This window comes from Pseudomonas sp. PLMAX, assembly GCF_046042685.1.
Classification (GTDB): domain Bacteria; phylum Pseudomonadota; class Gammaproteobacteria; order Pseudomonadales; family Pseudomonadaceae; genus Aquipseudomonas; species Aquipseudomonas putida_AE.
This window is the reverse complement of sequence record NZ_CP064949.1, coordinates 1,821,945-1,847,445: the sequence shown is the minus strand read 5'-3', so window position 1 is coordinate 1,847,445 and position 25,501 is coordinate 1,821,945. Positions and strand designations below refer to the sequence as shown.

Here is a 25,501-nt window from a genome sequence, read left to right as displayed (position 1 = left end):
TCGGGCCTCTTCGCTGGCAAGCCAGCTCCTACAGGTCCGAAGACATCCACGGACTCATGTCTAACACAAAACATTGTAGGAGCCCGGCTTGCCGGCGAAGGCGGTGTTGAGTATTGCGCTGGTCTTTCGGGCCTCTTCGCTGGCAAGCCAGCTCCTACAGGTCCGTGGAAAACCTCGGATTCATGTCTAACACAAAACATTGTAGGAGCCCGGCTTGCCGGCGAAGGCGGTCTTGGGTATTGCGCTGGTCTCTTGGGCCTATTCGCTGGCAAGCCAGCTCCTACAGGTCCGAAGACAACCACGGATTCATGTCCAACACAAAACATTGTAGGAGCCCGGCTTGCCGGCGAAGGCGGTCTTGAGTATTGCGCTGGTCTTTCGGGCTTCTTCGCTGGCAAGCCAGCTCCTACAGGTCCGTGGAAAACCTCGGATTCATGTCTAACACAAAACATTGTAGGAGCCCGGCTTGCCGGCGAAGGCGGTCTTGGGTATTGCGCTGGTCTCTTGGGCCTATTCGCTGGCAAGCCAGCTCCTACAGGTCCGAAGACAACCACGGATTCATGTCCAACACAAAACATTGTAGGAGCCCGGCTTGCCGGCGAAGGCGGTCTTGAGTATTGCGCTGGTCTTTCGGGCTTCTTCGCTGGCAAGCCAGCTCCTACAGGTCCGTGGAAAACCTCGGATTCATGTCTAACACAAAACATTGTAGGAGCCCGGCTTGCCGGCGAAGGCGGTCTTGGGTATTGCGCTGGTCTCTTGGGCCTATTCGCTGGCAAGCCAGCTCCTACAGGTCCGTGGAAAACCATGGATTCATGTCCAACACAAAACATTGTAGGAGCCCGGCTTGCCGGCGAAGGCGGTCTTGAGTATTGCGCTGGTCTTTCGGGCCTCTTCGCTGGCAGGCCAGCTCCTACAGGGGTTTCGCGTTCGCGCTGAGCTGCCGCGGGCTGCGATCATTCCCGGGCAATCTATCAATACGCATCCTGTCGCGGCAGGCGCTGGGACAATTCATCCAGCAGCTTCTGCTCGCGCTTGTCTTCCAGCGCCCGCGCTTCGTCCTGGTAGCGCTGAACCAGCTTGCGCAAGCCTTCGACCCGGGCGAACGCCTGCTGCCAGGTGTCCCGCGCCTTGTTCAGGTTGTTCTGGTGCCAGGCCAGGCTTTGCCGCTGTTGATCGATGGCCGTGCCCAATTGCGCGAGAAAGCCCTGGTAGCCCAGTAGCCATTGCCCGGACACGCCGGCACTGCCGCGCACGATCCACTGTTCCTGATAGTCGAGCCGAAAGGCTTCGAGGTCGGCCAGTTTGCTCTCGGCCAGCCGCACCTGCCCCTGGAAGTGCCCCAGACGCTGGACCGCGGTTTTCTCGGCCTTCTCGGCCATTTCCACCACGGGGGCCAGGCGGCCCGCCCGACTCTGGGCCATGGCCGGTTAACCGCCCGCCGCGGGCGCGAAGATCGAGGCGAGGTACGCTTCGCTTTCGCCCAGGCTGATGCTGTCGTTGAGGCCCTGGCGCAGGTATTTGACCAGCTGCGGCTGCAGGGAAATCGCCAGGTCGGTCTCGCGGTCACCGCCGGCGACGTAGGCGCCGACGCTGATCAGGTCGCGGCTCTGTTGATAGCGCGACCACAACTGCTTGAAGTACTGCGCCCGGGCCATGTGTTCCGGCGACACCACGGCCGGCATGACCCGGCTGATGGAGGCCTCGATATCGATGGCCGGGTAATGGCCCTCCTCGGCCAGTCGCCGCGACAGCACGATGTGCCCGTCGAGCACGCCCCGCGCCGAGTCGGCAATCGGGTCCTGCTGGTCGTCACCTTCGGACAGCACGGTATAGAACGCCGTGATCGAGCCACCGCCCTTCTCGGCATTGCCGGCGCGCTCCACCAGTTTCGGCAACTTGGCGAACACCGAGGGCGGATAACCCTTGGTCGCCGGCGGCTCGCCGATGGCCAGGGCGATTTCCCGCTGGGCCTGGGCGAAACGCGTCAGCGAATCCATCAACAGCAGGACGTTCTTGCCCTTGTCGCGGAAATACTCGGCGATTCGCGTGCAGTACATGGCGGCGCGCAGACGCATCAGCGGCGCATCGTCCGCGGGCGACGCCACCACCACCGAGCGCTTGAGCCCTTCTTCACCGAGGATATGCTCGATGAATTCTTTAACTTCTCGACCCCGCTCGCCGATCAGCCCGACGACGATGATGTCGGCCTCGGTAAAGCGCGTCATCATGCCCAGCAGCACGGATTTACCGACGCCGGTACCGGCGAACAAGCCAAGCCGCTGACCGCGCCCAACCGTCAACATGCCGTTGATGCAACGAATGCCCACGTCCAGCGGCTCGCTGATCGGCTCGCGCTTGAGCGGGTTGATGGTCGGGCCGTCCATCGGCACCCAGTCCTCGGCCTTCATCCCGCCCTTGCCGTCCAAGGCGCGGCCGGCACCATCGAGCACGCGCCCGAGCATGCTCATGCCCATCGGCAAGCGACCGCTGTCGGACAGGGGCACCACCCGGGCACCGGGGGCGATGCCGGCCACGCTGCCGACCGGCATCAGGAAGACCTTGCTGCCGGAAAAGCCCATGACTTCGGCTTCGACCTGCACCGGATGGTAGCTGTCATCGTTGATGACCATGCAGCGACTGCCCATGGCGGCGCGCAAGCCTTCGGCTTCGAGGGTCAGGCCGACCATGCGCAGCAGGCGGCCTTCGAGGATCGGTGCGCCAGCCAGTGTCGTGGCCTCGGCGTAACTGCCCAGGCGCTTGGCGAAACTGGTGCGTTCAAGGCGCATCAGGGGCAGCCACGGGTTTACTTTCGACGGGCAACTCAAGGCTCAGGTCCGGAGCGGCCGGGTGCAAAGCTTGTTCGTGCATCTGGTCGAACAGCTTATCCATCACCTGCGCAACGCGGGTTTCGACCGTAGCATCGATACGACTGTGCTCGGTTTCGACCCGGCAACCGCCAGGCAACAGCGCCTCGTCCTCGACGATGCGCCAGGTTTCCTCATGGCGCTCGCGCAAGGCTTTGACCTGGACGAAATCCTGCGGATTGATATACAGCCGCACGTTTTCAACGCCCAATGGCAACAGCTTGAGGGCTTCGCGCATGACGTGTTCGATCTGCGTCGAGTCCATGGCCAGTTCGCGCTGGATCACCTGTCTGGTCATGTGCCGCACCAGCTCGACCAGGGACTTTTCAATCTGTGTGTCCTGTTCGGCGATGGGCTCGAACAGGTGCGCCATGATTTTTTCAAGGCTGGCGATCTTGGCCGCCAACGCCACTTCAGCTTCCTGGCGAACCCTGAGCGTGGTGCTGTGGAACCCTTCTTTTTCGCCCACCGCAAAACCTTCGTTGTAGGCTTCCTGGCGAATGCTCTCGAGCTCCTCAAGGGTCAGTGGCTGTACTTCCTCCAGCGGCACTTCCTCCATTTCCGGCGGCTCGGGTTCGGGCTCGGGCTCAGGCTCGGGTGCCGGCGGATCGAAGCTGGGCAGCGCCCAGGACTCGAAACCACCGACATCACGGGCCCTGATCAGGTCAGAGGGCTGCTCATCGTTCTTGGCCATGGGGTCAGATCATTTCCTCGGCGCCTTTGCCGCCGAGCACGATTTCGCCCGCTTCGGCCATGCGACGGGCGATGGTGAGGATTTCTTTCTGCGCGGTTTCCACATCGCTGACGCGCACCGGGCCCTTGGCCTCGAGATCGTCGCGCAACAATTCGGCCGCACGCTTGGACATGTTCTTGAAGATCTTCTCCTTGACGTTTTCGTCCGAGCCCTTGAGGGCCAGTACCAGCACGTCGGAGGACACTTCACGCAGCAACGCCTGGATGCCGCGGTCGTCGACGTCGGCCAGGTTGTTGAACACGAACATGAGGTCTTCGATCTGACCGGACAGGTCTTCGTCGACTTCGCGGATCGAGTCCATGAGCTGGCCTTCGATCGAGCTGTCGAGGAAGTTCATGATGTCGGCCGCGCGCTTGATCCCGCCCAGGCTGGTGCGCGAAGCATTGGAGTTGCCGGAGAACTGCTTCTCGAGAATCTGGTTGAGTTCCTTGAGGGCCGCCGGCTGCACGGTGTTCAGCGAGGACACCCGCAGGATGATGTCCAGGCGCACCTTGTGGTCGAAGTTGCCCAGCACTTCACCGGCCTGGTCCGGGTCGAGATACGCCACCACGATCGCCTGGATCTGCGGGTGCTCGTAACGGATCACGTCGGCGACCGCGCGCGGCTCCATCCACTTCAGGCTGTCCAGGCCGCTGGTGTTGCCACCCAGCAGGATGCGATCGATCAGGCCGTTGGCCTTGTCTTCGCCCAGGGCCTGGGTGAGCATCTTGCGCACGTAGTCATCGGAACCGACGCCCAGGCTGGTCTGGTCACCGACGATGTCGACGAACTCGCTCATCACCTGCTCGACCTGCTCGCGGTGCACGTTACCCATCTGCGCCATGGCCACGCCAACACGCTGGACCTCCTTGGGCCCCATGTGGCGCAATACCTGGGCGGCATCGGTCGAGCCCAGTGACAGCAGCAGGATCGCGGCTTTGTCGACCTTGCTCAGTTTGGCGGCAATGGCTCGGTTATCACTCATCTGCGTTAATCCACTCTTTCACGACCTGGGCGACACGACCCGGGTCTTCTGCCACCAGGCTCTTGATTGCGTTCAACTGTGCGTCATAGCCTTCGCTCGGGCTTGGCAGCAGGATGCTGGTCGGGCCACCGAGGCTGATACGATCGTTGGCCAGTTCGCCGTCCAGGCCGCCCATGCCACCGAGCTCGACGTCGCTGCCGATGCCCGCCAGTTGCTTGTCCTTGCCACCACCGGTGATGTTGTTGAGCACCGGGCGCAACACACCGAACACCAGCACCAGGATGAACAGGACGCCCAACAGCTGCTTGACCACATCCCAGAACCACGGCTGGGAGTAGAACGGAATATCGGCAATCACTTCGCCGCGCTCGGCGGAGAACGGCATGTTGATCACGCTGACGCTGTCGCCACGGCTGGCGTCGAAACCGACCGCATCCTGGACCAGGCGGGTGAAACGGGCCAACTCATCGGCACTCCACGGCGCACGGGTCATTTCACCGTTGGCCGGGTTGATCTTGACCTGGTCATCGACCACCACCGAGACCGACAGGCGATTCAATCGGCCCTGCTGTTGCCTGGTGTGGCTGATGGAGCGGTCCAGTTCGAAGTTCTTGGTCGACTGCTGACGCTTGTCCGCCGGATAGGGCGCGAGCATGGGCTGGCCGGTGGCCGGGTCCATGACCTGCTGGCCGTTGGCATCGAGCAGTGGCTGGCCGGGCTGCACCATGCCGGCCGACGCGGTGGCGCCACCGGTGGTTTGCGGTGCCGAGGCTGGCGACGGTGGCTGGTTGCTCAGGGCACCCGGTACACCTTGCGGGCCGTTGCTGGCGGTACGTTGTTCGTTGACCGACTGCTCGCTGCGCAACGCCGGCTGGTCCGGGTTGAACTGCTCGGAGGTGGACTCGACGGCGCTGAAGTCGACATCGGCCGAGACTTCGGCCTTGTAGCGGTCGTTGCCCAGCACCGGTTGCAGAATGTTGTGCACGCGCTGGGTGAGCATGCTCTCCATGCGGCGACTGTAATCGAATTGCTTGCCGGCCATGGTCAGCTCGGAGTTTTCCGCCTGATCGGAGAGCAGGTTGCCTTTCTGGTCGACGACGGTGATCTGCGACTTGCTGAGTTCGGGGACGCTGGTCGCCACCAGATTGACGATGGCCACGACCTGGCCCGGCTCCAGCGAACGCCCGGAATACAGCTCGACCAGCACCGAGGCGCTCGGCTTGCGCTCGTCACGCACGAACACCGAGCTTTTCGGGATGGCCAGGTGCACCCGGGCACCCTTGACATTGTTCAGGCTGGAAATGGTGCGCGCCAGCTCGCCTTCAAGGCCGCGACGATAACGGGTCGCTTCCATGAACTGGCTGGTACCCAGGCCCTGTTCCTTGTCGAGGATTTCAAAACCGATGTTGCCATCGCTGGGAGTGACACCCGCGCCCGCGAGCTTGAGACGCGCGCGGGACAGGTCTTCGGCCTTGACCAGCAAGGCACCGGAATTGGGTTCGACGTTATAGGCGATATCGGCGGCCGCCAGGGTATCCATGACCTGCTTGGCGTCCATGCCGGCAAGGCTGCCGTACAGCGGACGGTAGTCCGGCTGCTGGGACCACAACACCACGGCAAAACCAATCGCCACGCTCGCGGCCAGGCCGACCATCAGGCCCACCTGACGCAGCATGGTCATCTCGGAGAGGTTTTCCAGGAAGGACAACCCGAACAGCGGCGGCTTGCCGCCTACGGAATTGGCCTTGGCCGGAACATTGTCAGCGATTGCATCTGCCATGACTCAATCTCGTCCTTAAACCGGCATCTGCATGATGTCTTGGTAAGCCTGAACCAGCTTGTTGCGCACCTGGGTCAAAGCCTGGAAAGACACGCTGGCCTTCTGCGAGGAAATCATCACGTCCGTCAGGTCGACACCGCTCTTGCCGATCTCGAAGGCATTGGCCAGGGCTGTGGACGCCTGCTGGGTGTCGTTGACCTTGTTGACGGCCTGACCGAGCATGTCGGAAAAGCTGCTGCCATTCAGTTCAGGGACGGCGGCAGTCGATTTCGGCGCAGACATGGCGTCCATTTGCATGGCGCGCATATCCAGCATCAATCGATTGAATTCAATACCTTGGCTCATGCTCTACTCTCTCTGGCGGCCCGCAATTTTTTGACGCTCACTCAGCGGGTAACGAGGTGTTAGCAACAAGGGTGCCAGCTTTCCCGGTGCCGCATCTGTAGGAGCAGCCGGTCGACGCTTGATTGCTCGCGATGGACCCAAGAGCGACGTGTTTATCCTGAATCCCCGCGTTATCGTTAACGACCATCGCGAGCAAGCTTGCTCCTACAGGGCCCCGTGCAGGCCAGCGCTCAGGTGGCAAACAAATACGCTTCCACGTCCATGCCGGCATCGCGCATCTGCGCCAGCTTGTAGCGCAAGGTGCGCGGGCTGATGCCCAGGCGCTCGGCGGCCTCTTTGCGGCGGCCGCGCTCGGTGCGCAGGGTGTCGATGATCATCTGGAACTCACGGCGCCGCAGATCGTCGCCTAGCGCCCCGGCAGATTCGGCCTCTACTTCCACTGCCCGCGCGGGCGCCAGTGCCGGTAACGGCGCGCAAGCGACCGGCCCGGCGAGACAGAAATCCTCAGGCTCAATCATTCCACCCTGCTGCAGGATCAAGGCGCGTTGAATCGCGTTATCCAGTTCGCGCACATTGCCCGGCCACGGATAACCGATCAGGCACGCCTGCGCCTCGGGCGACAATCGCGCCGCCGCATGCTTCATTTTATTGACGTGTTTGGCCAGCAGGCGCTCGGCAAGCGGCAGGATATCGGCCGTGCGCTCGCGCAAGGGCCGCCAGGCCAGCGGGAATACGGACAGGCGATAGTACAGGTCTTCACGGAACCGCCCCGCCGCCACTTCAGCGGCCAGATCCCGGTTGGTGGTCGCGACCACGCGGATATCCAGGGTGATCGGCTTGCGCGCACCGACTCGCTCGACCTCGCGCTCCTGCAGCACCCGCAGCAACTTGGCCTGCAACCCCAGGGGCATTTCGGAAATTTCATCGAGCAGGATAGTCCCGCCATCGGCCTGCTCGAACTTGCCGGCCTGCGTCGCGATGGCGCCGGTGAACGAGCCCTTCTCGTGACCAAAGAGCGTGGCCTCCAGCATGTTGTCGGGAATCGCCGCGCAGTTGATCGCAATAAATGGCTGGTTGGCGCGCCGGGAGTGCTGGTGAATGTAGCGCGCCAGCACCTCCTTGCCGGTGCCGGACTCCCCGGAGATCAGCACCGTGGAATCACTGCGCGCCACCCGCGCGGCCAGTTCCAGCAACTGCGCACTGGCCGGTTCGAACGCCACAGGTCCTTCGTGATCGGTGCTGCCGACATTGCCCAGCGCATGGCGTGCGACCAGGTCGAGCAGCGCCTTGGGCTCGAACGGTTTGACCAGGTAATCCGCGGCACCCTGGCGCATCGCATCGACCGCCCGCTCGACGGCACCGTGCGCCGTCATCAGCAACACCGGCAGTTGCGGCTGTCGCGCCCGCAGCAACGCGAGCAATTGATGACCGTCCATGCCCGGCATGTTGACGTCGCTGACCACCAGGTTGAACGCCTCGGCCCCCGCCGCTTCCAGGGCTTCCTGCGCCGAAGCCACGGCCTTGTAATCGTGCCCGGCGAGCAACAGCGTGTCCGCCAGCGCTTCGCGCAAAGCGCGGTCATCCTCGACCAGCAGAACCTTGATTGCCATGGCCTTCACTCCACTCCCTGGGCGCTACTTTTCTCATTGATAAAAAGCGGCAGGAGCACCTGCGCACAGGTGCCGCGACCGATCCGCGAGCGCAAGCGCAACTCGCCCTGATGAGCCCTGGCGACTGCCTTGACCACGGTCAGGCCGAGGCCGGTGCCGGTGGTCCTGGTGGTAAAAAAGGGTTCCCCCAGGCGCGCCAGCACCGCGCCGTCGATACCGCTGCCGCTATCGCTGACGCACAGGCGCAGGTTGTTGCCACGGGTGTAGAGATGCACCTTCAAGCGCACCTCACCGGCACTGGCCTGAATCGCGTTCTCGATCAGATTGAGGATCGCACCGACCAGGGTGTCGCGGTTGCACAGCAATTCACCGGCATGACTGTCGCATTGCCAGCGAATCGGCAGGTCCTGTACATGGGTCAGCGCCGCCGCCTGCAGTGACTGCATCAGCTGCGCCGGGGTCACCCGGTCGGTCAAGGGCAACTCGCCGCGAGCAAACACCAGCATGTCGCGCACCTGATGCTCCAGCTCGTGCAAGCGCTCCTTGAGCCGTCCGGCAAAACGTTGCTGGGTGTCTATCGGCAGCGCCTGCTCGGTCAAGTGACTGGCGTAGAGCAAGGCCGCGGATAACGGCGTGCGAATCTGATGCGCCAGCGACGCGACCATGCGTCCCAGGGAAGACAAGCGTTCGTGGCGCGCCAGTTGATCCTGCAGATGACGGGTTTCGGTCAGGTCGTTGAGCAACACCAGTTGCCCAGGCTCCGCACCCAGCGAACGCGTGGCAATCGACAGGCGCCGACCATCCTTGAGAGAGACTTCATGACCGTCGTCTTCGCGGGGCGCAAAGCAACGGGCAATCACCTGCCGCCACAGCTCGCCTTCGAGGGGCAGACCGAGCAGTTCGCAAGCCGCCGGGTTGGCTTCGCGCACGATCCCCTGGGCGTCGATAACGATGACGCCGCCGGGCAGGAGGTCGAGCAGGTGTTGCAGGCGATTGGCCAGGCGTTCTTTCTCTGCCAGTTCCTGCATGCGCTGGGCGCTGACCACCGCCAACTCGCCCTTGAGCTCGGTGACCCGGGCTTCGAGCATGCTGTAGGAGTTGGTCAACTGGCTGGACATCTGGTTGAACAGGGCAAACGCCTGCTCGAGGCCAAGCCGGCTCGCCTGCTCTGCGGACGACGATTGTCCCAGGGCACTAGGGACAGGAGACAGGGGGGCGGCTTGGGGCATCGTGCTCTCTCGCTTGGCTGACCGTCAGTTAAACGGAACGTTGCGAGGGCTATAGCAATACCCGTGCCTAAAAAAAACTGCTTGAAAATGAAAGAGTTGAAAAACAGGCGTCAATCATCCGCCTGTTCATCTCCATCACGGCGGCTCATACCGTACTTGCGCATTTTTTCCACCAGCGTGGTGCGGCGGATGCGCAGGCGTTCGGCCGCGCGCGCGACAATGCCATTGGCATCGTCCAGTGCTTGCTGGATCAGACCCTGCTCCAGGCCACCGAGGTAATCCTTCAGGTCCAGGCCTTCAGGCGGCAACATGGCATGGGTGGTGAAGTCCGGGGTATGGCCGTTGATTGCCACCCGCTCTTCGAGATCACTGCGCAGGGTGTCGACCAGTTGCTCGTCTTCATCATCGACGTAGCGGAATTTCTTCGGCAGCTCGACCACGCCGATCACCCCGTACGGATGCATGATCGCCATGCGCTCCACCAGGTTGGCCAGCTCGCGGACGTTGCCCGGCCAGCCGTGACGGCACAGCGACATGATCGCCGCGGAGTTGAAGCGGATCGAACCGCGCTTCTCGTGCTCCATGCGCGAGATCAACTCGTTCATCAGCAGCGGAATGTCCTCGACGCGCTCGCGCAGCGGCGCCATCTCGATCGGGAACACGTTCAGGCGGTAGTACAAATCTTCGCGGAAGGTGCCGATCTCGATCATGCTTTCGAGATTCTTGTGGGTCGCGGCGATGATGCGCACATCGACGCTCTGGGTCTTGTTGCTGCCCACGCGCTCGAAGGTACGCTCCTGCAACACGCGCAGCAGCTTGACCTGCATCGGCAGCGGCATATCGCCGATTTCGTCGAGGAACAGCGTACCGCCATTGGCCAGTTCGAAACGCCCGGCGCGGCTGGTGATCGCCCCGGTGAACGCGCCCTTCTCATGGCCGAACAATTCGCTTTCCAGCAGCTCGGCCGGAATCGCCCCGCAATTGACCGGCACGAACGGCGCTTCGCGGCGCTTGGAATGGTAATGCAGGTTGCGCGCAACCACTTCCTTGCCGGTCCCGGACTCGCCGAGGATCAGCACGCTGGCGTCGGTGTCGGCCACTTGCTGCATCATCTGGCGCACGTGCTGGATCGCCCGGCTGGTGCCGACCAGGCTGCGGAACAGATTGGGTTCGCGATGCCGACCGCGCTCACGGGCCTGGTCGTACATCTCGCGATAGACTTGGGCACGGTGCAGCGAATCGAGCAGCTTGCTGTAGCTGGGAGGCATTTCGAGGGTCGACAACACGCGGCGACGCTGGTCTTCCGGCAGGTCGATGGAAGAATTATCGCCCATCAGCAAAATCGGAAGGAACTCATCCCATGTCGCGAGTGTCTTTAACAAGCCCTGAAGCGAACCCGGAGCATTGACCGTCCCGATGAGGACACAGATTACTTCACGACTGGACGACAAAGAGACGACAGCCTGCTGCCAGTCATGGCTACCGCAGGGTAAATTTTCTTCGCCGAGAAAATTTAAAATCACCGCCAAGTCGCGGCGGCGGACGCTATCGTCATCGATCAGCAGAATTTTGGTTTCACGCCACATGCAATCGTAACTTCCCTAGTCAACCCGGTGCCCGAAATGAGTGGGCAAGCTAGACGCTTGCAGACTGTTAATGCCTGTAGACGCCTGAAATCTGGAAACAGCCACTAGTAAAGTCAAAAAACCGTTCACAGTCAAATTTATGGCGCAATCTGACTGGATCAAGCAGATATTAATTAACCAAACAGATGGTAAACCTTTGCGGCACTCTTCGCTTGGTTGATCTGCGACATCTGATCAACAATTGCCTGACGCTCGCCCATCGTCACCGTCAATAAATCTTTGTACACCGCCAGCAGACTCTCAAGGTGGGTGCGCAGTGCTTCCTCATCGATCGGTGCTTCAGCGAGCACCTCATCGACGCATTCACGGCAGGCCGAATCCAGCTCGCCGATCGCATCCCAGTTACGTTCGGCCAGCGCATCGATGAGCGCTTCGCGTGTTTCTTCGATCCGTTGCAGTGCTTGACTCATGACGTCATCCTCGGCCCTCAGGCCTGTGGGCTTCCAATCGCATCCCAACCGCTTTTCAGGGTTTCAAGCAGACCTGCTACTTCGTCGATGATGGCAGCGTCGTTGGTGGTGTTAGCGTCCATCAAACGGTTGGTCATGTAAGCGTACAAGCTGTCGAGTTGCTGGACAGATGCTGGATCCTCGGCCTTTTCCGGGTTCAGCCCGTCACGCAGCCCGATGATGATGTCTGCAGCTTTGCCCAACATCAAACCCTTGAGTGCGATATCTCCACGCTCCAGAGCGCCCTTGGCTTGGGCCATGCGATCCAGGCCACCCTCCATCAGCATCTGCACCAGGCGATGCGGATTGGCTTCAGAGATTTGAGCATGGGAATTGACCTTCTGATATTGGCGAAGGGCTCTCATGGGGTTCATGTTTCTACCTCGTGACAGACAAAAACTAAAAAGAGGACTGCTCTGATATTTATGTCGACTGGTCGACACATAACTTTAACGTAGACCTGCAATCAAGGAAAAAACCCAGGTGCCGTCATCACAGCATGCCTGGGTTTTTTTATGCCTGATCCGAATCAGCTGTCTTTCGGATTATTGAGCGCATTGAGCGTGGTCATGATGCTGTCGCTTTGTGCCCGCAACTTCGCCACAAGGGAATCCATGGCGGTGTACTTGGCCGACAGACTGGTGGTCAACAGCGTCATGCGCTCATCCAGCGAAGCCTGTTGCTTCGCGAGGTCGGTCAGCGTATCGCTCAACGTTTTTGAGCGCTCCGCCAGCGTGCCGGTACTCGACTTGGCATAACCTTCGGTGGCATTGGTTAAGCGCTTCAACAGCCCATTATCACCACTGAAAATACTATTGATATCAGCCGCGTTGGTAGCTACTGCTTTATCCCACTTTTTGTCGTCCAGGGTTAGAAGACCCGTCGTCGAGTCAGTGGAAACACCAAACTGCGCCAATGATTTTAACGTGCCACTACCAGACATCGAGTTCAATTCATTTCGAATGGAGCTCATAAGAGTTCGCATCGAAGCATCGCCGGTCAATGCGCCTGCTGTGGGCGTACCATCCGCCCCCATTGTAACTTTTGTCTCCGCACTGATCGCTTTCACCAGCGCATTGTAGGTGTCAATAAAACCCTTGACCCCAGACTTAATCACGGGGCTATTGGTACTCACAGCGATGGTAGTAGGTGTGAAATCGCCGGTCGTGGCGTCTTTGGGCGAGACCGACAGAAGCTTGATACTCACGCCGCTGACAGCTTCACTGATCGTATTCGACTTGGACTCCAGTGCAATCGACCCGTCGATGGTGTACTTGGCGTTCTTCGGCACCTCGACAACTGTTGCACCGACGTCGATCCCGGAATTGCCCGATAGCGTAATGTCCGAACCCACACCCATGTTGGTAGAGGTCAACACCAGCCGCGACCCCGTGGAGTCGGTCAGGACGTTAGCACTCAAGCCGGAAGTGGAAAATTGCGAATTGATCGAATCACGTACCTGCTGCAGCGTTGCTCCCGCCGGGACGCTCAGATCGTAGTTCTTGCCCGACTGGGAAATTGTCAGAGTGGTCGGAGTGGTACCACTGTTGACTACGGAAGACGCACCACCAGCAAAGGTCTTGGTCGATATCTTAGAGGCACTGGCCAATTGAGAAACCACCAGCGAGAAACTTCCATTCGAAGCTCCGTTGCCAGCAGTCATGGTCGCAACTTTTTCATTCGAGGACGAGCCAGTCAGGCCGGTGAAGCTACTATCGGTACCCATCGAAGTCAGGGCGCCACGAAAAGCATCCAGTGCCGCCTGGATCTTGCCGATCGACGACAACGTGGTGGTTGCTTTCAACGACTGAGTGTTGATCTGCGTTTGCTTCGGCACGCGCTCGGCGTCAACCAGTGACTTAACAATCGCCTGAGTATCGATGTTTGAACCGATACCACTGACCGTTGAACCCGCCATCGTCCTTCTCCTTATCCAGTGGCCGCCGCTTTCTTGGCAATGAACGCCTTAAACGCGGATACCAACAAAATTCATGCCAGCTCAGACTTTGTCGTCGAACAACAAGCTGCTCGCCTGGCTCAGGCTTTGTGCCAGTTTCAGTGCAGTTTCCGAAGGGATCTGGCGAATCACGTCACCACTGTCGGTGGCGATGACCTTGACCACGACCCGGCCGGTGGAATCATCAATGGAAAAGTCCAGCTTGCGCTGGCTCGCTTGAACGAACTCGCGAATATCAGTCACGGCCTTTTCCAGCTCATCGCGCTTGGGCTCCGTCGCCGACTTGGCAACAGGCTCGACCTTTGGCCGACTGACCGGATCCACCGGTGCCGCTGGGCTTTGCGGTGCAAGCGCCGGATAAGACTGGTTCAACTTGACGCTCATATCCATTTCCAAACTCCTCGTCACGGAAAAGACAAAAGGGCACGTAAACGCGCCCCTCCGTCAATTACCAAGCGCTGAAATTACTGAAGCAGTTTCAGTACAGCGGATGGCAGCTGGTTAGCTTGCGACAGGATGGCAGTCGAAGCCGATTGCAGGGTTTGTTGCTTGGTCAGCTCTGCAGTTTCAGCAGCGAAGTCCACGTCCTGGATGGTGCTGCGAGCAGCAGTGGAGTTCTTCTGAATGTTCTGCAGGTTGTCGGCAGTGGTGGTCAGACGGTTCTGGGTAGCACCCAGACCCGAACGAACGCTGTCGATGGTACCGATGGCCTTGTCGATAACAGCCAAAGCGTTTTGTGCGTTGGTTGCATCGGTAACATCAGTGTTGGAAATGTTGGTTTTTTTGGAGGAGAACGAAGTACCTGCCGCAGCACCGAACAACTCACCAGCATCAGCTGCCAAACCGGAAACAGAGTAACCTTTAGCGGAGTTGAGGTTGACCTGACCAGTGACAGTAGTACCAGCAGCTACCAGGGCGACTGGAGTACCGGAATACTTGCCTGCACCGTCTTTCACATCAACTTTGATTGCCGCTTGCGTTGCCGCGTCAGCTGCGCCGAATACCAGGTTTTCACCGGTATCGGACTTCACTTCCAGCGTATTGTTACTTTGGTCGTAGTTAACACTGATACCCAGTTTAGCGGAGTTGGATTTCAACTGATCAGCCAGGCTGGCGGTATCGGTTACACCAACAAAACTAACGGCGGAACCACCACCTACTGCCAGAGTAAAGTTAGCTGGCGCTGTCGCTGCAGCGGCCGCAACGCTAAATTTAACTTCGGTGCTGGCAGTAGCAGTCAAACCGCCGATAAGGCCGTTCAAACCACTCGCAATGTCTTTTGCCTGAGCGCCCAAACCGTATGTAAAGGTTTTCGACTGGCCGTTACCAACAAGAGACAGAGTACCGCCGGTCAGACCATCTGCATCAGGAACAATTTTGCCGGATTTGAGTTGTTGCGAACCGATCTGGTTAGCAGCAACGTTTTCCAGGCTGACGTTGATGGTTTCGTTGGCGTTGGCGCCTACCTGGATAGATTTGGTACCGAACGAACCGTCCAGCAGCTTCTGGCCACCGAAGGTGGTAGTTTGCGAGATACGGGTCAGTTCCGAAGTCAGAGCCTGATATTCGTCGTTGTTCGACTTACGGTCGTCGTTACTCAGGGAGCCGGTAGCGGAAGACAGAGCCAGGGTACGCATTTTCTGCAGGATGTCGGTCGATGCCTGCATCGCGCCTTCAGCGGTTTGAGCGATGGAGATACCGTCATTCACGTTCTTGACCGCTTGGCCCAGGCCGTTGATCTGGCTGGTCAGGCGGTTAGCAATTTGCAGGCCGGCAGCGTCGTCTTTAGCGCTGTTGATGCGCAGGCCGGAAGACAGGCGCTGCATCGAAGTTTGCAGGGAGTTGCCGGCCTTGTTCAGGTTGCCCTGAGTAGTGAGAGAGGCAATGTTGGTGTTTACGGATAAAGCCATGACGAAATCCTCGTTGGATGGATACTGCGGCTTCCGGCCCTGGCAACCGCCTGGTATGGCCTAGAGAACCTACGTAATAGTTATCGTCGTGGAACCCGTTTGCTTGAGGGGGTTTTTAGATTTTTTTAGTGGCAGCTTGCCAGCCCTTTATTTTCAAGGCTTTAGAGCCAGAAAGTCGGCGTCAGAAAAACGCAAAACGCCCGGAGACTCTCCGGGCGTTTTTTTGTTTCGAATACCGCGGTAGATATCAGCCGCGATAGAGAATCGCCGAGCCCCACGACAGGCCTACGCCAAAGCCGCTGATGGCCACGCGGGTCCATTTGGAATCGAACACATGGTTCTGCAATAGCAGCGGAATGCTAGACGACACCGTGTTGCCAGTTTCGAGCATGTCCTTGACGAACTTCTCCGGCTCGCCTTCTTCGAAGCGGCGCGCCACGGCATCGACGATGGCGGCACTGCCTTGGTGAATGCAGAAGGCGTTGATATCGCTGGCCTGCAAATTGGATTCCTCCAGTAGCTCATGCAGGTGCGCCGGGACTTTCAACAGCGCGAAGTTGAACACCTGGCGGCCATTCATGAAGAACACGCCATCGCTGACCTTAAGGTGCGGCGCGCCGGAACCGTCCGTGCCGAACTTCGACTTGCCGAGCTGCCAGACCGCGTTTTCGCCCATCCAGGTCGCGGTGGCGGCATCGCCGAACAGCATGGTGGTGTTGCGGTCTTCCGGGTCGACGATCTTCGAATACGGATCGGCGGTGATCAGCAGGCCGTTTTTCAGCCCCGCCGCTTCCATGAAGCCCTTGATCGCATAGATGCCGTACACGTAGCCGGAACAGCCAAGGGAAATATCGAAAGCGGCGACGTGGGTCGGCAGGCCCAGCTTGTCCTGAACGATCGCAGCGGTGTGCGGCAACCCCTCCTCATCCCCATTCTGGGTGACGACGATCAGGCAGTCGATGGACTCACGCTTGAGTTCTGGACTGGCGGCAAACAGCGCATTGGCGGCTTCGACACACAGATCGGAAGTTTCCTGATCGGCAGCCATGCGTGGCAAAAATGCCGAGCCGATCTTGCCAAGGATAAAGGTTTCGTCCTTGTCAAACTTGGCACCCTGGGCGTAATTATCAATCCCGGCTACCGGCACGTAACTCGCTATATTTTTTATGCCAATCATTATGGCTTCCCAATAATAAACAGCTGAACATCGCCGCTCGCTGAATCGAGGGCGTCTACAGTCAGGGACCGGCCCCAGAGGGGCATCGTCGTGGCTCAAGCACCTGCTTGAACTGTCCGCCACCTTCACCGCCCGCAGACAGGATACAGTGAAGATGCGCGTTTTGACTGGCGGGTCACTCAGAGTTCACGGCTTTATTTGATTTTGTGGTCCGAGCCCCGTTCCGCACAGCCCCGGATCATCGCGAAAAAATCCTCAAAAAAAAAGCCAGCCCCATGCAACACAGGGCTGGCCGAGAGCGCTCAGGACCGACTTAAAGCTTGTTGAACAGGCTCAGCTGGGACACCTTGGCGAATGCCAGTTGCGCCGCCTGCAGCATGGTCTGCTGCAGGGTCAGGCGGGTCAGCACTTCGGCCGGATCGGCCTCGCGGATCGACGACTGGGTGGAGGTATTGAGCAGATCGGTGCTCTGGTTCTGATCGCGCTGCATGTCCATTACATTGCCCCGTGCACCGATGGCACCCCGGGCCAGGTCGACCTGGTTCTTGGCATTACCCAGGTTGGCAATCGAAGACGCGATCGCGCTGTCCAGGTTGCGTTGTGCTGTCGGGTTGCCAGCCGTGGGCGTTTGCAGTGCCTGACGCAACTGACTGACCGTGTCGAGCACGTTCTGGGTCTGATGGGTGTTGACCGAGATATCGAACTGATCGTTGGCCGCCGGCGCAGGCGTGGTGCTCATGGTAAAGCTGACGCCGGCCGCTGTGGCCACGCCGCCGGCCACGCTCCCGGTGGTGACCGGCGTACTGCTGCTGGTCAATGGCCGGGCGTACAGCTCGAACGTCGTCGGGCTGGTGAACTTCAGCACCGCCCCGCCCTCCGGGAAAAAGCTGTTGTAGGCGGCGGCATCGGTCACCTGGGTCTGGGTGACCAGGGCCGTCGAGGCATTGCCCGGCGCACGGTTGCTGACGAAGCTATCCGGCTTGGCCTCCAGCTTGAAACTGTGGCCGGCGATGACCGAATCCGCGGTAGCGGGCGTGTCGGATGCCTGGAAGGTGATATCCAGTGCAAAGCTCACGCCGCGGAAAGTGATGTCGCTGCCATCCTTGTTATTGGGATCGAACTTGCCGGCGCCAGTCGCTTCGGCGGTCACGTCGTTACCCGCGGCATCGGTGATCACGAACTGCGTGCTGCTGGTGAACGCCAGGGTATAGGGCTCGCCACCGCGGAAGCTCGCATCGAAGGCCGGACCCGAGCTGACCAGACCCGATGACAAGGCCACGCGCCCGTCATCGACGGCCGGTGCGGTCAGGGTGGTGGTACTGCGCGCGGCGTTGATCGCCTGCTGGAACACCTCCCAACCGGTATCGTTCAGGCCCAGGGACATCGAGTCACCGATCTTGAGCTCCAACTGGGTCTGGTCACCCTGATAGCTGTAGGTGCCATCACTGTTGCGGGCGAACGGCGGCGTGTTGTTGCTGGCCCCGGAAAAGATGTACTTGCCGTTGGCATCCTTGCTGTTCATCAAGCTCAACAGCTGTTGCTCGGCCTGGGCAACTTCTGCGCCGATGGAGTTGCGATCGTCGTCGTTCAAGGAGGCGGCACCGGCACGCACCGTCAGCTCGCTGACTTTTTGCAGCACGGTATTGATGCTGTCCAGCACGCTTTCTTCCTGCGCCTGGGCCGTATTCAATGCGTTGATGTTAGTGGTGTACTGGCCCAGCAAGGCTTTTTGCTGCTCGAGCTGCAGCAGCCGCGCGGCACCGACCGGATCGTCCGCCGCCGTCTCCAGCTTGATGCCACTGCTGGCCTGCTCGGCCGTCTTCATCACGTTGTTGAGGTTGCGCTGATAGTTGGCAGCAGTGGTCGCGTAGTACTGTGCAGTAGAAATTCGCATGTTCTACGGTTCCTTAAAGGGCATTGATCAGGGTGCTGAAAATTTCCTGCGCAGTCTTGATGATCTGCGAAGAGGCCGTGTAGTACTGCTGGTACTTGGTCAGGTTGCCAGCCTCTTCATCGAGGTCGACGCCCGACAGCGAGTCACGCGCATTGCGCGCCCCGGTGACGATGGTGTCGGTCGCCGTGGCATCGAGTTGACCCTGCTTGGTCAAGGAGCCAACGGTCGATACCAGGCCGCCATAGGCCTCGGTAAAACTCACACCGGGACTGGTCGCAGTCGCGCCGACCGTGGCCTTGGTCTGCAGGGCCAGCAACGCCTGTGCGTTGCGGTTGTCGGTGCTGTCTGCGGCGGTCATCGCAATATTGAAGCTGTCGCCCGCCTTGGGACTGCCGCTGACGGTCATGCCGACACTGAAGGTCTTGGCCGCGCCGCTGGCATCGGTGTACGGCACCGAAATGTTCAGGTCGTTGTTCTGGCCGGGCACGATGTTGCCGGTGCCGATACTGACCCCCTTGGCATCGAACACTTCATAGGCACTGGCGCTGGTCATCAGCATCCGGACCGGCATCGACGCCTTGACCGCGCTCTGCACTTCCAGGCGCTGGGCCGAATCGTAGATGTCCAGGTTGGTCTTCAGGGTCGGCTGGCTGGCATCCCCCGTACCGTTATTGCCCTGGGCCTTGGTGGACGTCAGCGGTGCAGACGTGGCCAGGCGCTTGGCGTCGGTCATGACGGTGGCCATGTCCGCGGCGGAACTGCGGGTCGGGGTAATCTTGAAGCTGTCGCCGCTGTTTACCGCACCGGCGTTGAGGCTCAGGCTGAAGCCATCGATGACCGGTGGCGGCGTCGTGCCCAGGTCGAAACTGCCCATGTCGGTATTGTCCGACAGGCGCCGCACGCTGTAGCCGGTGGCGCTGGTGAAGGTCACCTGGTAATCGCTGGCCGCCAGCTTGCCGGTGTCCTTGATGGTGACGTTCAGGTTACCCGACGCCGGATTGTTCTTGGCATTGGCAATGCTGCGCTGACTGATGGCCGCGGCACTGTTGATGTCATTGAACAACGCTGCGCCGAAGTTACCGCTCTGGTCCAGCCCCTGCCCCAACTGCTTGTTGACCTGATCGGCGACGACCATGGCGATACGCCCCAGGCCATTGACCGCCGGGGTCAATACCTCATTGCGATAACGCAACAGCCCGCCCATCTCGCCGCCGCTCATCACGTTGGTGATGTCGATCGACGAACCGTTGCGATCCATGATGATCGAGGAACGGGTCGGGTCGGCCGGGTCGGCGGCCACGCGCAGTTTGTTGACGGTGTCGCCCACCACCAAAGGCTGGCCGCTGCCCAGGTAAATATCCATGCGCCCTTCGGTCTCAGTGACCTGGGTGCCCACCAGCTCATTGAGCTGGCGGATGGTTTCGTTACGCTGGTCCAGCAATTCGTTGGGCGTGCCACCCGAGCCACTGACTTCACTGATTTTCTTGTTGTACGCGGCAACGGTCGACGCCAGCTTGTTGACCTGGTCGGCCATCGAACCCAGCTGATCGTTGATGTAGCTGCCTTGCTGCTTCAATTGCCCGGAGATGGCATTGAAGCGGCTGCTCAAGCCTTGGGCGTTGGTCAGCAACGCTTGGCGCGCGGCATTGTCGTTGGAGTTGCCGGCCAGCGTTTGCAAGGACGAGAAAAAAGCCTGCAAGGATTTGGTCACACCGGTGCCGCTGTCGGACAGCAGCTTGTCGACCTGGGTGGCCTGCCCCAGGTAAGCCTGCGCATCACTGTTGAGCGACGTCGAGGTCTGCAACTGCGCGTCGAGGTAGCTGTTGTACACCCGACGCACGTCGGCCAGCGTGGTGCCGGTGCCGATGAACACATTGCCGTACTGAATCGAGCCTTTGGTGCCCTGCACAGTTTGTTGGCGCGAGTACCCGACGGTATCGACGTTGGAAATGTTGTTACCGGTAGTCACCAATGAGGCGTGGCTAGCGGATAGACCCGACATTCCGATGTTGAGCAAACTCATGGTTCAGACCCTTATGTCTATAAAGGCGTGGTTGAAACGCCCGCCGCAGCGTAGTTCTGATAACTCGTCATCTGCCTGGCTATCTGCGAAATCTTGCTGGCGTAAGCCGGGTCGGTTGCGTAACCGGCCTTTTGTAGCTCGCGCACAAACTGTTCGGGGTTATCGGCCGACTTCACGACATCTTGATAGCGATTGTTGGTTTGCAGCAGCGTTACAAGGTCATGGAAGCTGTCCTTGTAGGAGTCGTAGGAACGGAACTCGGCCGTCTCCTTGACCATCTCGCCATTCCTGAATTCGCTGGTGATGGCCCGCGCCGAATCACCCTGCCAACTGCTGCCGGCCTTGATGCCGAACAGGTTGTGGCTGCTGCTGCCGTCCTGGGCCCGCATGACCGATTTGCCCCAACCGGTTTCCAGGGCGGCCTGGGCCACCAGGTAACGTGGGTCGACACCAATGCGATCGGCCGCTTCCTTGGCCATCGGCAGCATGGTGTTGACGAATTCGTCGGCGGAGCTGAAGGCTTTTTTCGCCGGTGCCAGGGGGATTTGCGCGATGGCGCGCCCGTGGATCTGCAGGGACCCGCTCGACGCCATTTGCGCGTTCGCCAGCCAGTCGCCGTTGTACAAGGGACCGGAACCTGTGGTCGCGACGCGCTCGGGCAACGGCGTCTTGTTGACCGCGGTGGCGGTCGGCGTGGCGGAAGGCACCAGGCCGGCGAGCAAGCGGTCGGCCAGTTTTGGCGGCAGGGCCAGGCGGCGCTGATTGATCAGCGCCATGTCATTGCGATGGGCGCCCTCGCCTGTCGGCGCACTGAGCGAACGCGAGGCCCACAATGGACGCTCGCCATTGACCCGGGACAGAGGCCCGTTGATCGCCACCGTGCCAGCGGCCACTGGTGTCTGCGCGGCCGCTTTCGCCGCTTCCTGCTTGGCCGCCGACAGTGTCGCCGCTTCACCCGGCGCCAGCGGCTTGTTCTTCGACATCTGCCGCATCAGCACGTCCGCCAGGCCGATACCGCCGCCTTCGCGGGACATCGAAACCGCCAGTTGCTGGTCGTACATTTCCTGGTACTGCTTGGCCTCGGCGGTGTTCATCGGGTTGTCCTTGCCCAGCGACTCGGTGGCCGAGCGCATGGACTTGAGCATCTCGCCGAGGAACAGCGACTCGAATTCCTGCGCCACCTTGCGCATGTTGGCGTCGCTGTTCTTGTCGCCGACCTTGAGCTGGTTCAGCCGGTTCAGGTCGGAAAACGCACCGGAATCGCTGCTGCTGACCCGACCGCTCTTGTTCATGTCCATGGTCGCCGTCCTCAGATCACGATCAGGTCGGCTTGCAAGGCGCCAGCCTGTTTCAGTGCTTCAAGGATCGCCATAAGGTCACCCGGTGCCGCGCCGACCTGGTTCACCGCACGGACGATTTCGTCGAGGGTGGTGCCTGGGCCGAACTTGAACATCGGCTTCGCTTCCTGCTCGGCATTGACCCGCGAGCGCGGCACGACCGCGGTCTGGCCATTGGACAGAGGGCCGGGCTGGCTGACGATCGGGTCTTCGGTAATGGTCACGGTCAGGCTGCCGTGGGTGACGGCGGCCGGGGAAACCTTGACGTTCTGGCCGATCACGATGGTGCCGGTGCGCGAGTTGATGATGACTTTGGCCACCGCCTGGCCTGGATCGATTTCAAGGTTTTCCAGGATCGACAGATAGTCGACACGCTGGCTCGGATCGAGCGGCGCCGTGACGCGCACCGAGCCGCCGTCGATGGCCTGGGCCACACCTGGGCCGAGCATGTCGTTGATCTTGTCGACGACGCGCTTGGCCGTGGTGAAGTCGGAGCGGTTGAGGTTCAGGGTCAGGCTGTTGCCCTGGTTGAATCCGCTCGGCACCGCTCGCTCGACCGAAGCACCGCCGGGGATGCGGCCGGCCGACGGCACGTTGACCGTGATCTTCGAGCCGTCGCGACCCTCGGCATCAAAACCGCCGACCACCAGGTTGCCCTGGGCCACCGCATAAACGTTGCCGTCGATACCCTTGAGCGGCGTCAGCAGCAAGGTGCCGCCGCGCAAGCTTTTGGAGTTACCGATGGACGACACGGTGATGTCGACCTGCTGCCCCGGCTTGGCGAACGCCGGCAAGTCGGCACTGATCGACACCGCCGCGACGTTCTTCAACTGCACGTTGCCCGAGCCCGGTGGCACCTTGATGCCGAACTGCGAGAGCATGTTGTTGAAGGTCTGCAGGGTGAACGGGGTCTGCGTCGTCTGGTCGCCGGTGCCATTGAGCCCGACCACCAGGCCGTAGCCGATCAATTGGTTGGAGCGCACGCCGGAAATGCTGGCGATGTCCTTCAGGCGCTCGGCTTGAGCACCGAACGCTGCGGACATCAGGAACGCAGCCACCATCAGGTGTTTGAAATTCAATGTCGCCACCTAGAAAGGGAACAGCGGGCTGAGGAAGAAACGGTCGAACCAGCCTGGCTGACTCGCATCGGCAAACGAACCGGTGCCCGAGTAGGTGATGCGCGCATCCGCGACGCGGGTCGATGACACGGTGTTATCGGTGGAGATATCGTCGGCCCGGACCAGGCCGGCAATACGCACCAGTTCATCGCCGGTGTTGAGGGTCATCCACTTCTCGCCGCGCACGGCGATGATGCCGTTGGGCAATACGTCGGCGACGGTCACGGTGATCGAACCGGTCAGGGTGTTGCCCTGGGCAGCCTTGCTGTCCCCCTTGGTCGCGCGGTCGCCTTCGTAGCTGGCGTCCAGGCTCAGGTCACCACTGCCAAACGGATTGTTGGTGCTGGGCGTGGAACCGAACAGAGAGCTCAGGCCGATGCTGGCCTTGCTGTTCTTGCCAATCTGCGAGTTGGCGTTTTTGCTGGCCTGGGTCTTCTCGTTCAGGGTGATGGTGATGATGTCACCGACCCGGAACGCCTTGCGGTCGCTGTACAGGTTCTGCTCGAAACCGGCCTGATAGATCGAGCCGTTGTTGGCGGCAGCCGGCAACGGCGTGCGCGGCAACACCGGTGCATAGTAGGGATCATTGGGCTTGGGCGACATGGGCACACAACCCGCGAGCACAGTGACCCCACTCAGTGCCAGAACAGATACAAAGCGTTTCATGACCCTACCTCACGGTGTTGCCGGCGACCTCTTGGCCGCCCCAAAGACTTGATTACAGATTCTGCGTTACGAACGAGAGCATCTGGTCGGCGGTGGAGATCACCTTGGAGTTCATCTCGTAGGCGCGCTGAGTGGTGATCATGTTGACCATCTCTTCAACGGTGCTGACGTTGGAGGTTTCCAGGGTGTTCTGCAGCGTGGTACCGAAACCGGCAAGGCCCGGGGTGCCGACTTGCGGCGCGCCACTGGCGGCAGTTTCCAGGAACAGGTTGTTGCCCACGGCCTGCAGGCCGGCCGGGTTGATGAAGTCGGCGGTCTGCAGGTTGCCGATCACCTGGGAGGCCGGGTTGCCGGCGACGGTGATGGACACGGTGCCGTCCTTGCCCACGGTGAAGGTCTGGGCGTCGTTCGGAATGACGATCGCCGGCTCCAGGGCAAAGCCGCTGGCGTTGACGATCTGGCCGTTGGAGTCCAGGTGGAAAGTACCGTCACGGGTGTAGGACGTGGTGCCGTCCGGCTGCAGGATCTGGAAGAAGCCGCGACCGTCGATGGCCATGTCCAAAGGCTGCTCGGTGGTTTGCAGGCTGCCGGCGTTGAAGTTTTTCTGGGTGCCGACGATGCGCACACCGGTACCCAGTTGCAGGCCCGACGGCAGTTCGCTGTCCTGGGTCGACTGAGCGCCTGGCTGACGCTTGATCTGGTACAGCAGGTCCTGGAACTCGGCGCGGTCACGTTTGAAACCCGTGGTCGAGACGTTCGCCAGGTTGTTGGAAATGGTGGTCAGGTTGGTGTCCTGGGCGGACAGACCGGTTTTGGCAACCCATAGAGCCGGAAGCATTCGATTCTCCTCGTGCGCCTGTTTTACGGCGCGACGTTCTGGTAATTAGCTGATCTGCAAGACCCGAGCCATGGCCTGGTCGTCTTCTTTGGCGGTGTTCATCATCTTGATGTGCAGCTCGAACTGCTTCGACAGGGCCAGTACCTGAGTCATCTCGTCCACAGCATTGACGTTGCTCGACTCGAGGAAACCGGAGACCAGCTTGACGTTGGCATCAGCTTGCGCAGGCTGGCCGTCCTTGGTGTGGATCGAACCGTCCAGGCCCTTGGTCATGTTCTTGATGTCCGGGTTGACCAGCTTGATGCGGTCGACTTCGGCCATGACCCGCGGGCCTTCGCCCATCGCGCGAATGCTGATGGTGCCGTCCTCGCCCACTTCGATCTGCTGCTCGGGTGGCACTGCAATCGGGCCGCCATTGCCGATCACCGGCATGCCGTTGCCTGCCCGCAGCACACCCAGCGCATCCACCACCAGGCTGCCGGTACGCACGTAGCTTTCGCCGCCATCGGGGTTCTGCACCGCCAGCCAGCCGTTGCCTTGCACGGCGACATCGAGGTCGCGACCGGTCTGTACCAGCGAGCCTGGGGAAAAGTCGGTGGCCGGGCGCTCGGACAGGGCAAACGCTCGCGCCGGAAAGCTGTCACCGAACACCGGCATCGAGCGGGCCTGCTCCAGGTCTTTCTGGAAGCCGCTGGTAGAGATGTTCGCCAGGTTGTTGGCATGGGCCTTTTGCGCCAGCGCATTCTGGCTGGCGCCGGTCATTGCCACATAAAGGTACTTGTCCACACGCTTTCCTCTGCCTGCCGGACGTTTGCCGCCCGATGCTGTTCTGAGGTGGCATAAGCAATTTGCAGACCAAGTTGGTTTTGGCGGCGCGAGGCCCGGCAAACAAAGGACTTGAGAGATTTCGCAGGTCTGGAGGGTTTGTATCAGAGACGAA

The 25,501-nt window shown here is 60.5% G+C and carries 22 protein-coding genes; all 22 read right to left on the bottom strand.

The annotated features are described in order from the left end of the window. Positions 1-971: 971 nt before the first annotated feature. Positions 972-1,421 carry a flagellar export protein FliJ gene (gene fliJ, locus DKB71_RS08495; protein ID WP_274074849.1) on the bottom strand — a complete coding sequence of 150 codons (450 nt, stop codon included), beginning with the start codon at positions 1,419-1,421 and terminating at the stop codon, positions 972-974. 6 nt (positions 1,422-1,427) lie between these two features. After that, complete coding sequence (gene fliI, locus DKB71_RS08490; protein ID WP_046816899.1) at positions 1,428-2,786, bottom strand: flagellar protein export ATPase FliI; 1,359 nt, start codon at positions 2,784-2,786, stop codon at positions 1,428-1,430. Further along, positions 2,776-3,558: a flagellar assembly protein FliH gene (fliH, locus tag DKB71_RS08485; RefSeq protein WP_274074848.1), complete on the bottom strand. Its 783-nt coding sequence runs from the start codon at positions 3,556-3,558 to the stop codon at positions 2,776-2,778. The genes fliI and fliH overlap by 11 nt, the downstream gene beginning before the upstream one ends. A gap of 4 nt (positions 3,559-3,562) precedes the next feature. Next, complete coding sequence (gene fliG / locus DKB71_RS08480; protein ID WP_274074847.1) at positions 3,563-4,582, bottom strand: flagellar motor switch protein FliG; 1,020 nt, start codon at positions 4,580-4,582, stop codon at positions 3,563-3,565. Continuing rightward, positions 4,575-6,362: a flagellar basal-body MS-ring/collar protein FliF gene (fliF, locus tag DKB71_RS08475; RefSeq protein ID WP_274074846.1), complete on the bottom strand. Its 1,788-nt coding sequence runs from the start codon at positions 6,360-6,362 to the stop codon at positions 4,575-4,577. The genes fliG and fliF overlap by 8 nt, the downstream gene beginning before the upstream one ends. Positions 6,363-6,377: 15 nt before the next feature. After that, the gene (gene fliE, locus DKB71_RS08470; protein WP_077184074.1) at positions 6,378-6,707 is read right to left on the bottom strand and encodes a flagellar hook-basal body complex protein FliE; all 330 of its coding nucleotides are present in this window, start codon (positions 6,705-6,707) and stop codon (positions 6,378-6,380) included. Positions 6,708-6,937: 230 nt separating this feature from the next. Next, positions 6,938-8,317 (bottom strand): sigma-54-dependent transcriptional regulator, encoded by a 1,380-nt coding sequence (locus tag DKB71_RS08465; protein WP_408600076.1) that lies wholly within the window; start codon positions 8,315-8,317, stop codon positions 6,938-6,940. Between the two features lie 5 nt (positions 8,318-8,322). Then, positions 8,323-9,546: a sensor histidine kinase gene (locus DKB71_RS08460; RefSeq protein ID WP_408600075.1), complete on the bottom strand. Its 1,224-nt coding sequence runs from the start codon at positions 9,544-9,546 to the stop codon at positions 8,323-8,325. 110 nt (positions 9,547-9,656) lie between these two features. Continuing rightward, a complete protein-coding gene (locus tag DKB71_RS08455) occupies positions 9,657-11,132 on the bottom strand; it encodes a sigma-54 dependent transcriptional regulator (RefSeq protein WP_077184077.1) in 1,476 nt (491 codons plus the stop codon). A 173-nt stretch (positions 11,133-11,305) separates the two neighbouring features. Beyond that, positions 11,306-11,602, bottom strand: a complete 297-nt coding sequence (fliT, locus tag DKB71_RS08450; RefSeq protein WP_323627469.1) for a flagellar protein FliT — start codon at positions 11,600-11,602, stop codon at positions 11,306-11,308. 17 nt (positions 11,603-11,619) lie between these two features. Beyond that, positions 11,620-12,015: a flagellar export chaperone FliS gene (gene fliS / locus DKB71_RS08445; protein ID WP_408600074.1), complete on the bottom strand. Its 396-nt coding sequence runs from the start codon at positions 12,013-12,015 to the stop codon at positions 11,620-11,622. Between the two features lie 155 nt (positions 12,016-12,170). Continuing rightward, the gene (fliD, locus tag DKB71_RS08440) at positions 12,171-13,559 is read right to left on the bottom strand and encodes a flagellar filament capping protein FliD (RefSeq protein WP_408600073.1); all 1,389 of its coding nucleotides are present in this window, start codon (positions 13,557-13,559) and stop codon (positions 12,171-12,173) included. Between the two features lie 81 nt (positions 13,560-13,640). Continuing rightward, entirely contained in the window at positions 13,641-13,988 is a 348-nt protein-coding gene (locus DKB71_RS08435) for a flagellar protein FlaG (protein WP_408600072.1), read from the bottom strand. Positions 13,989-14,062: 74 nt separating this feature from the next. Beyond that, positions 14,063-15,508, bottom strand: a complete 1,446-nt coding sequence (locus DKB71_RS08430; RefSeq protein WP_408600071.1) for a flagellin — start codon at positions 15,506-15,508, stop codon at positions 14,063-14,065. Positions 15,509-15,755: 247 nt separating this feature from the next. Continuing rightward, complete coding sequence (locus DKB71_RS08425) at positions 15,756-16,685, bottom strand: ketoacyl-ACP synthase III (RefSeq protein WP_408600070.1); 930 nt, start codon at positions 16,683-16,685, stop codon at positions 15,756-15,758. A 313-nt stretch (positions 16,686-16,998) separates the two neighbouring features. After that, positions 16,999-18,579 carry a flagellar hook-associated protein 3 gene (locus tag DKB71_RS08420; protein ID WP_408600069.1) on the bottom strand — a complete coding sequence of 527 codons (1,581 nt, stop codon included), beginning with the start codon at positions 18,577-18,579 and terminating at the stop codon, positions 16,999-17,001. 13 nt (positions 18,580-18,592) lie between these two features. Next, positions 18,593-20,602: a flagellar hook-associated protein FlgK gene (gene flgK / locus DKB71_RS08415; protein WP_274074836.1), complete on the bottom strand. Its 2,010-nt coding sequence runs from the start codon at positions 20,600-20,602 to the stop codon at positions 18,593-18,595. 17 nt (positions 20,603-20,619) lie between these two features. Further along, positions 20,620-21,900: a flagellar assembly peptidoglycan hydrolase FlgJ gene (gene flgJ / locus DKB71_RS08410; protein WP_408600068.1), complete on the bottom strand. Its 1,281-nt coding sequence runs from the start codon at positions 21,898-21,900 to the stop codon at positions 20,620-20,622. Between the two features lie 11 nt (positions 21,901-21,911). Beyond that, positions 21,912-23,000 (bottom strand): flagellar basal body P-ring protein FlgI, encoded by a 1,089-nt coding sequence (locus DKB71_RS08405; RefSeq protein ID WP_274074987.1) that lies wholly within the window; start codon positions 22,998-23,000, stop codon positions 21,912-21,914. Positions 23,001-23,027: 27 nt separating this feature from the next. Beyond that, on the bottom strand, positions 23,028-23,723 hold the full coding sequence (flgH, locus tag DKB71_RS08400; protein WP_274074834.1) for a flagellar basal body L-ring protein FlgH: 696 nt from the start codon (positions 23,721-23,723) through the stop codon (positions 23,028-23,030). Between the two features lie 52 nt (positions 23,724-23,775). Next, a complete protein-coding gene (gene flgG / locus DKB71_RS08395) occupies positions 23,776-24,561 on the bottom strand; it encodes a flagellar basal-body rod protein FlgG (RefSeq protein WP_008055493.1) in 786 nt (261 codons plus the stop codon). 45 nt (positions 24,562-24,606) lie between these two features. Further along, complete coding sequence (locus DKB71_RS08390; protein ID WP_274074833.1) at positions 24,607-25,347, bottom strand: flagellar basal body rod protein FlgF; 741 nt, start codon at positions 25,345-25,347, stop codon at positions 24,607-24,609. Positions 25,348-25,501: the final 154 nt, after the last annotated feature.

Bases quoted from the DNA above. Each gene is read 5' to 3' on its own strand.
- fliD (WP_408600073.1), bottom strand. From the start codon at position 13,559: ATGGCGGGTTCAACGGTCAGTGGTATCGGTTCAAACATCGATACTCAG.
- DKB71_RS08465 (WP_408600076.1), bottom strand. From the start codon at position 8,317: ATGGCAATCAAGGTTCTGCTGGTCGAGGATGACCGCGCTTTGCGCGAA.
- flgJ (WP_408600068.1), bottom strand. From the start codon at position 21,900: ATGGACATGAACAAGAGCGGTCGGGTCAGCAGCAGCGATTCCGGTGCG.
- fliT (WP_323627469.1), bottom strand. From the start codon at position 11,602: ATGAGTCAAGCACTGCAACGGATCGAAGAAACACGCGAAGCGCTCATC.
- fliF (WP_274074846.1), bottom strand. From the start codon at position 6,362: ATGGCAGATGCAATCGCTGACAATGTTCCGGCCAAGGCCAATTCCGTA.
- DKB71_RS08425 (WP_408600070.1), bottom strand. From the start codon at position 16,685: ATGATTGGCATAAAAAATATAGCGAGTTACGTGCCGGTAGCCGGGATT.
- fliI (WP_046816899.1), bottom strand. From the start codon at position 2,786: ATGCGCCTTGAACGCACCAGTTTCGCCAAGCGCCTGGGCAGTTACGCC.
- fliG (WP_274074847.1), bottom strand. From the start codon at position 4,582: ATGAGTGATAACCGAGCCATTGCCGCCAAACTGAGCAAGGTCGACAAA.
- fliS (WP_408600074.1), bottom strand. From the start codon at position 12,015: ATGAACCCCATGAGAGCCCTTCGCCAATATCAGAAGGTCAATTCCCAT.
- DKB71_RS08420 (WP_408600069.1), bottom strand. From the start codon at position 18,579: ATGCGAATTTCTACTGCACAGTACTACGCGACCACTGCTGCCAACTAT.
- flgK (WP_274074836.1), bottom strand. From the start codon at position 20,602: ATGAGTTTGCTCAACATCGGAATGTCGGGTCTATCCGCTAGCCACGCC.
- flgH (WP_274074834.1), bottom strand. From the start codon at position 23,723: ATGAAACGCTTTGTATCTGTTCTGGCACTGAGTGGGGTCACTGTGCTC.
- DKB71_RS08405 (WP_274074987.1), bottom strand. From the start codon at position 23,000: ATGGTGGCTGCGTTCCTGATGTCCGCAGCGTTCGGTGCTCAAGCCGAG.
- fliE (WP_077184074.1), bottom strand. From the start codon at position 6,707: ATGAGCCAAGGTATTGAATTCAATCGATTGATGCTGGATATGCGCGCC.
- fliJ (WP_274074849.1), bottom strand. From the start codon at position 1,421: ATGGCCCAGAGTCGGGCGGGCCGCCTGGCCCCCGTGGTGGAAATGGCC.
- DKB71_RS08455 (WP_077184077.1), bottom strand. From the start codon at position 11,132: ATGTGGCGTGAAACCAAAATTCTGCTGATCGATGACGATAGCGTCCGC.
- fliH (WP_274074848.1), bottom strand. From the start codon at position 3,558: ATGGCCAAGAACGATGAGCAGCCCTCTGACCTGATCAGGGCCCGTGAT.
- DKB71_RS08460 (WP_408600075.1), bottom strand. From the start codon at position 9,546: ATGCCCCAAGCCGCCCCCCTGTCTCCTGTCCCTAGTGCCCTGGGACAA.
- DKB71_RS08435 (WP_408600072.1), bottom strand. From the start codon at position 13,988: ATGGATATGAGCGTCAAGTTGAACCAGTCTTATCCGGCGCTTGCACCG.
- flgG (WP_008055493.1), bottom strand. From the start codon at position 24,561: ATGCTTCCGGCTCTATGGGTTGCCAAAACCGGTCTGTCCGCCCAGGAC.
- DKB71_RS08430 (WP_408600071.1), bottom strand. From the start codon at position 15,508: ATGGCTTTATCCGTAAACACCAACATTGCCTCTCTCACTACTCAGGGC.